The organism is Mesorhizobium sp. M1406 (assembly GCF_040317555.1).
In the GTDB taxonomy this organism is placed as follows: Bacteria; Pseudomonadota; Alphaproteobacteria; order Rhizobiales; family Rhizobiaceae; genus Mesorhizobium.
Window position 1 is genome coordinate 227,555 of the sequence record NZ_JAMYKW010000006.1, and the last position, 6,057, is coordinate 233,611.

The following is a 6,057-nucleotide window of genomic DNA, read 5'->3' on the forward strand; positions in this document are numbered from 1 at the left end:
GGAGCCAGAGAGGAAACCGTCATGAAACTCGTTCTGTCCGCGTTGCTTGTGCTGCTTGCCTTGTCGCAGGTGGCGGAGGCGAAGAAGAAAGTCTTGGTGACGCAGGACAATGCCGCCAAGGCGCAGGCGACCCGGCCACCGCTCGACAACGCATCGACAGGCGGGATTAGGCCGGCCGCGGATGCAAAGGCGCCAGCCACCGACGGGATGCAGTACCCGCCGGCGCTGTATTTCAATTTCCTTTAGGCCGGTTGCTGGCCGGCGTCGGATCGATGACCCGTGCGGCATCGGCCGCTGGCTTTCGCCGTCCGCCGGGCTATTGAGCGAAGCGTCCCAATCCATAAGGCGCCAAAAGCGGGTCGCGCTCGCCCTCCAGTATTTCCCGTGCGGCGAACAGGCCGACGGCCGGCGCCAGCGTGATGCCCGAATGCATGACCGCGACATAGACGCCGTCCATGCCCTCGGCGCGGCCGATGATCGGAAAGCCGTCGATCGGCGTCGGTCGGTAGCCGACCGTGTGGAAATCCAGTTCCAGCCCGTCACTGTCGCGCAGCATGGCCTTCATGGCCGCGAACAGCGCGCGGGCGGTGTCTTGCGGATCCATGCCCGGATCGGCACCTCCGAAATCCGAACCGGCGATGATTCGCCCTTCGGCTGTCTGGCGCATGTGCAGCCGCTCGGCCAGCACCAGGCCGTTAAGCAGCTTTTTGTAAGGCCGAGAGTGAACGATCAGGCCGGGCGGTGTCTCGATCGGCAGGTTGATCCCGGCCGTCGCGGCGATGTCCGGGGAGCCGACGCCGGCCGCGATCACCACCTCGTTGGCGGCAATCAGGCCATGCGATGTGTCGACACCGGTGATCTTGCCACCGGTCTGGACCAGCGCCGTGACCGTGCTGGAGATGATGCGTGCGCCATGTCGCTCCGCGTCTGCCAACAGTGCGCGGGCGGCGGCCACCGGCTCGGCGACACCCTCCTCAGCCACATGCAGGGCAAACTCGGGAAGCTCGGCGAGATTTGGCTCGATGCGCGCCGCGCCGGCGCGATCGACGCGCTCGATGCCGTAACCCCAGGCGGAATGCTCCGTGGCATAAGTTTCCATTGCGGCGGCCGGCAAATCCCAGCACAGGCCGCCGCACCAGCTGAGCGGGAGGCCGGGCAGGTCCTGCGCCAGCCGCGACCATTCGGCCATCGCGCGGGTGCGTAGCCGGAAATACGGCTCCGGATTGCCCCAACTTGCGTTGATCCAGGCGAACGAGTTCGGCGTCGCCACCCCGCCCGCGGCGCTGTCGGCGATGACCGTCACCCGCGCCCGCGCCTTGGTCAGATGCCAGGCGATGGAGGCACCGATGATGCCGGCGCCAATAACGATCACTTGTTTGGCCGCTGTCATGTTCGCTCCTTTGCCTCGTCATTTCGTGGGGATGTTCATCCAGTGCCATCCCGGCAGCCGCTTGCCAACGCGAAATATGCGGCAATGCTCTCGTCCGAACCACGGCGTGACCGACTCCGTGCTCTGACGGACGGGCGGCAACCAGCGGCGTCCGCCCGCCGGACCGGTCGACAGCTTGGCACTGCGCTGCTAGAAGCCCGGCCTGTCACACGGAAATCCCAGAGAATGCCCGAAGCAATAGAAGAAGAAGTGGCGCGCCGCCGCACCTTCGCGATCATCGCGCACCCGGACGCCGGCAAGACGACGCTCACCGAAAAGCTGCTGCTGTTCGGTGGCGCCATTCAGCTTGCCGGCGAGGTCAAGGCCAAGAAGGACAAGATCCAGACCCGGTCCGACTGGATGAAGATCGAGCGCGAGCGCGGCATTTCGGTCGTCACCTCGGTGATGACCTTCGAGTACGAGGACAATGTCTTCAACCTGCTCGACACGCCCGGCCACGAGGATTTCGCCGACGACACTTATCGCACGCTGTCGGCGGTCGACTCGGCCGTCATGGTCATCGACGCCGCCAAGGGCATCGAGCCGCGCACGCTGAAACTGTTCGAGGTCTGCCGCCTGCGCGACATCCCGATCATCACCTTCGTCAACAAGATGGACCGCGAAAGCCGCGATCCGTTCGAGATTTTGGACGAGATCGAGCAGAAGCTGGCGCTGGACACCGCGCCCATCACCTGGCCGATTGGTCGGGGAAGAACCTTTTCGGGCACTTACCATCTGGCGTTGAACGCGGTGCGCAAGGGCGACGACGAGAAGGAACGCACGCCGGTAAACGGTCCCGATTCCAATCGCGTTGCCGGGCTGTTGCCGGAAAACGAGCGCGAGGCCTTCATCGAGGAGCTGGAATTGGCGCGCGGAGCCTGCCGGCCGCTCGACATCGACGCTTTTCGCGAAGGCCACCTGACGCCGGTCTATTTCGGCTCGGCGCTGCGCAACTATGGCGTCCGCGACCTGATCGAGGCGCTTGGCGCCTTTGGGCCGCCGCCGCGCGCGCAGGAAGCCGATACCCGCAAGGTCGAGGCGACCGAAGAGAAGATGACATCCTTCGTTTTCAAGATCCAGGCCAACATGGATCCCAACCACCGCGACCGCATCGCCTTCGTCCGAGTCTGCTCGGGCAAGCTCGAGCGCGGCATGAAGGCCAGGCTGGTGCGCACGGGAAAACCGATGTCGCTGTCGGCGCCGCAATTCTTCTTCGCCCGCACCCGCGTCACCGCCGACGAGGCCTTCGCCGGTGATGTCGTCGGCATTCCCAATCACGGCACGCTGCGCATCGGCGACACGCTGACCGAGGGCGAGGAGATACTGTTCCGCGGCGTGCCGAATTTCGCCCCGGAAATCCTGCGCCGTGTCCGCCTCGGCGACGCTATGAAGGCCAAGAAGCTCAAGGAAGCGCTGCACCAGATGGCCGAGGAGGGCGTCGTGCAGCTGTTTTCACCCGAGGATGGTTCACCAGCGATTGTCGGCGTCGTCGGCGCGCTGCAGCTCGACGTGCTGAAGGAACGGCTGAACTTCGAATACACGCTGCCCGTCGAATTCGAGATGTCGCGCTTTTCCGTCTGCCGCTGGATCTCGGCCGACGACAAGGCCGAGGTTCCCCGCTTCATCGAGGCGCATCGCGGCGACATCGCCCGCGATCTCGACAACGACCCGGTGTTTCTGGCCCAGCACGCCTTTTCGCTGAACTACGAGGCCGAGCGCTGGAAAGCGATCCGCTTCGCCACGATCAAGGATTATCAGGTCCGCGACAAGGCGGCTTGAAGTTCTCCCTTCTCCCCGTTTTACGGGGAGAAGGTGCCCGAAGGGCGGATGGGGGGCAGCGCCAACCTCAAGAATTAATGGACCCCTATATGCCCCCGGCCCTTCGCAGGCTCAGGGCGTTCGAAGCTCGAAAAGCCAAGCAATTGGCTTTTCGTCCGCTACGCGGACCGCTTCTCACCCCCTGGCCGCTTCCTCGATCTTGGCGATGTCGATTTTGACCATCTTCATCATCGCTTGCATCACCCGGTCGGCCCTGGCCTGATCAGGGTCGCGAAGCAGTTTCGGCAATTGCTCCGGCACGATCTGCCAGCACAGGCCGAACTTGTCCTTCAGCCAGCTGCACGCGACCGGTTGCCCGCCTTCGACAAGCTTGTCCCAGAAATAGTCCACCTCTTCCTGCGTCTTGCAGTCGACGGAGAGCGAGATCGCCTCGGTGAACTTGTGTTGCGGGCCGCCATTGAGCGCCTGGAATTCCACACCGTCGAGCTCGAACGACATGACCAGCACCTGGCCTTCACGATCGCCGCCGCTCTTGCCCCAGCGCGTCGTGCTCAGCACCTTCGAATTCTTGAAGATGGAAACGTAAAAATTCACAGCCTCCTCGGCCTGGGTGTCGAACCACAGGAAAGTCGAGATCTTTTGCATGTCGTGCTCCTCGGGTTGTCTTTTGCTGTTGCAGGGAAACGGCAGGTTTCGAGAATGATGCCATATCTTGCCGTTTGTCCAAGGACGGGCATGCGGCATGCAATCCGACAGCAGGCCGCAATTTTTTCGGAAGCTCTGGTTTTTTGCGGGGAATCTGGCGCATTGCAAAATTGTGGCCAGACCATACTTGCGCGTCTATAACGCCTGCGGTCCGAATTCAGCTCCGCCGCGCCATTCCTGGGCTGCGGCCAGCCACCAAGGAAAAAATATGCCTGCCTATCGCTCCCGCACCACCACCCATGGCCGCAACATGGCCGGCGCCCGCGGCCTCTGGCGCGCCACCGGCATGAAGGACAGCGATTTCGGCAAGCCGATCATCGCGGTGGTCAACTCCTTCACCCAATTCGTGCCGGGCCATGTCCATTTGAAGGACCTCGGCCAGCTGGTCGCTCGCGAGATCGAGAAGGCCGGCGGCGTCGCCAAGGAGTTCAACACCATCGCCGTCGATGACGGCATCGCCATGGGCCATGACGGCATGCTCTATTCGCTGCCGTCGCGCGAGCTGATCGCCGATTCCGTCGAGTACATGGTGAACGCGCATTGTGCCGACGCCATGGTCTGCATCTCCAACTGCGACAAGATCACGCCCGGCATGCTGATGGCCAGCTTGCGCCTCAACATCCCGACCGTCTTCGTTTCCGGCGGGCCGATGGAAGCCGGCAAGGTGGTGCTCGCCGGCAAGACGCAGGCGCTCGACCTGGTCGACGCGATGGTCGCGGCCGCCGACGACAAGATCTCCGACGAGGACGTCAAGGTCATCGAGCGTTCGGCCTGCCCGACCTGCGGCTCCTGCTCGGGCATGTTCACCGCCAATTCGATGAATTGTTTGACCGAGGCGCTTGGCCTGTCGCTGCCGGGCAACGGTTCGACGCTGGCCACGCATGCCGACCGCAAGCGTCTGTTCGTCGAGGCCGGCCACCTGATCGTCGATCTCGCCCAGCGCTACTACGAGCAGGATGACGAAACCGCGCTGCCGCGCAACATCGCCTCGAAGGGCGCCTTCGAGAACGCCATGACGCTCGATATCGCCATGGGCGGCTCGACCAACACCGTGCTGCATATCCTGGCCGCCGCGCATGAGGGCGAAATCGACTTCGATCAGGACGACATCGACGCGCTGTCGCGCAAGGTGCCGGTGCTGTGCAAGGTGGCTCCGGCCAAGTCCGACGTCCACATGGAAGACGTCCACCGCGCCGGCGGCATCATGGCGATCCTCGGCCAACTCGACAATGCCGGCTTGATCAATCGCGACCTGCCGACAGTTCATACGTCAACCCTCGGCGAAGCGCTCGATCGTTGGGATATTTCCCGCACGACCAGCCAGAGCGTGCGCGATTTCTTCCTCGCCGCCCCTGGCGGCGTGCCGACGCAGGTCGCCTTCAGCCAGGATCGCCGCTGGGACGAACTCGATCTCGACCGCGAAAAGGGGGTCATCCGCTCGGCCGAATACCCCTTTTCCAAGGACGGTGGCCTTGCCGTGCTGAAAGGCAATCTGGCGCTCGACGGCTGCATCGTGAAAACCGCCGGCGTCGATGAATCGATCCTGAAGTTCACCGGCCCGGCGCGCGTCTTCGAAAGCCAGGATTCGAGCGTCAAGGCGATCCTGTCCAACGAGATCAAGGCTGGCGATGTCGTCGTCATCCGCTATGAGGGGCCGCGCGGCGGCCCCGGCATGCAGGAAATGCTCTACCCGACCAGCTATCTGAAGTCGAAGGGGCTGGGCAAGGCCTGCGCGCTGGTCACCGATGGCCGTTTCTCCGGCGGTACGTCGGGCCTGTCGATCGGCCATGCGTCGCCGGAAGCCGCCGAAGGCGGGCTGATTGGCTTGGTGCAGGAAGGCGATACGATCGAGATCGACATCCCGAACCGCAGCATCCGCCTTGCTGTCGACGATGCGGAAATCGCGGCCCGCCGGGTGGCGATGGAGGCCAAGGGCGCCCTGGCCTGGAAGCCCGAGGAAAAGCGCAAGCGCAAGGTGACGACCGCCTTGCGCGCCTATGCCGCCATGGCGACCAGCGCGGCCAAGGGCGCGGTCAGGTTCGTGCCGGAATAGGGCGGTTCTTCCTTCTCCCCCTGTGGGCTAGCGTGCGCACACATTTGCTTCGGGTTGATTTTGCGAGGCGAGAACGAAGCCGTCTGTGATG

General features: G+C 63.8%; 5 protein-coding genes. 3 read left to right on the top strand and 2 right to left on the bottom strand.

Annotated elements, in window-relative coordinates:
- The first annotated feature begins 21 nt into the window (after positions 1-21).
- The gene (locus tag NKH03_RS08780) at positions 22-246 is read left to right on the top strand and encodes a hypothetical protein (protein WP_352968070.1); all 225 of its coding nucleotides are present in this window, start codon (positions 22-24) and stop codon (positions 244-246) included.
- 70 nt (positions 247-316) lie between these two features.
- Here NKH03_RS08780 and NKH03_RS08785 read toward each other — a convergent pair whose 3' ends face one another.
- The gene (locus NKH03_RS08785) at positions 317-1,390 is read right to left on the bottom strand and encodes an NAD(P)/FAD-dependent oxidoreductase (RefSeq protein ID WP_352968071.1); all 1,074 of its coding nucleotides are present in this window, start codon (positions 1,388-1,390) and stop codon (positions 317-319) included.
- A 225-nt stretch (positions 1,391-1,615) separates the two neighbouring features.
- Here NKH03_RS08785 and NKH03_RS08790 point away from each other — a divergent pair, with 225 nt between their 5' ends.
- Entirely contained in the window at positions 1,616-3,208 is a 1,593-nt protein-coding gene (locus tag NKH03_RS08790; RefSeq protein ID WP_352968072.1) for a peptide chain release factor 3, read from the top strand.
- 174 nt (positions 3,209-3,382) lie between these two features.
- On the opposite strand, the gene NKH03_RS08795 is transcribed toward NKH03_RS08790, so the two are convergent.
- A complete protein-coding gene (locus tag NKH03_RS08795; protein ID WP_352968073.1) occupies positions 3,383-3,853 on the bottom strand; it encodes a VOC family protein in 471 nt (156 codons plus the stop codon).
- 268 nt (positions 3,854-4,121) lie between these two features.
- Between NKH03_RS08795 and ilvD the strand changes: the two genes are divergently transcribed.
- Entirely contained in the window at positions 4,122-5,966 is a 1,845-nt protein-coding gene (gene ilvD, locus NKH03_RS08800) for a dihydroxy-acid dehydratase (RefSeq protein ID WP_352968074.1), read from the top strand.
- Positions 5,967-6,057: the final 91 nt, after the last annotated feature.

What these genes read in the sequence shown, in the direction of transcription:
- NKH03_RS08780 (WP_352968070.1), top strand. Translation starts at nt 22, where the DNA reads ATGAAACTCGTTCTGTCCGCGTTGCTTGTGCTGCTTGCCTTGTCGCAG.
- NKH03_RS08785 (WP_352968071.1), bottom strand. Translation starts at nt 1,390, where the DNA reads ATGACAGCGGCCAAACAAGTGATCGTTATTGGCGCCGGCATCATCGGT.
- NKH03_RS08790 (WP_352968072.1), top strand. Translation starts at nt 1,616, where the DNA reads ATGCCCGAAGCAATAGAAGAAGAAGTGGCGCGCCGCCGCACCTTCGCG.
- NKH03_RS08795 (WP_352968073.1), bottom strand. Translation starts at nt 3,853, where the DNA reads ATGCAAAAGATCTCGACTTTCCTGTGGTTCGACACCCAGGCCGAGGAG.
- ilvD (WP_352968074.1), top strand. Translation starts at nt 4,122, where the DNA reads ATGCCTGCCTATCGCTCCCGCACCACCACCCATGGCCGCAACATGGCC.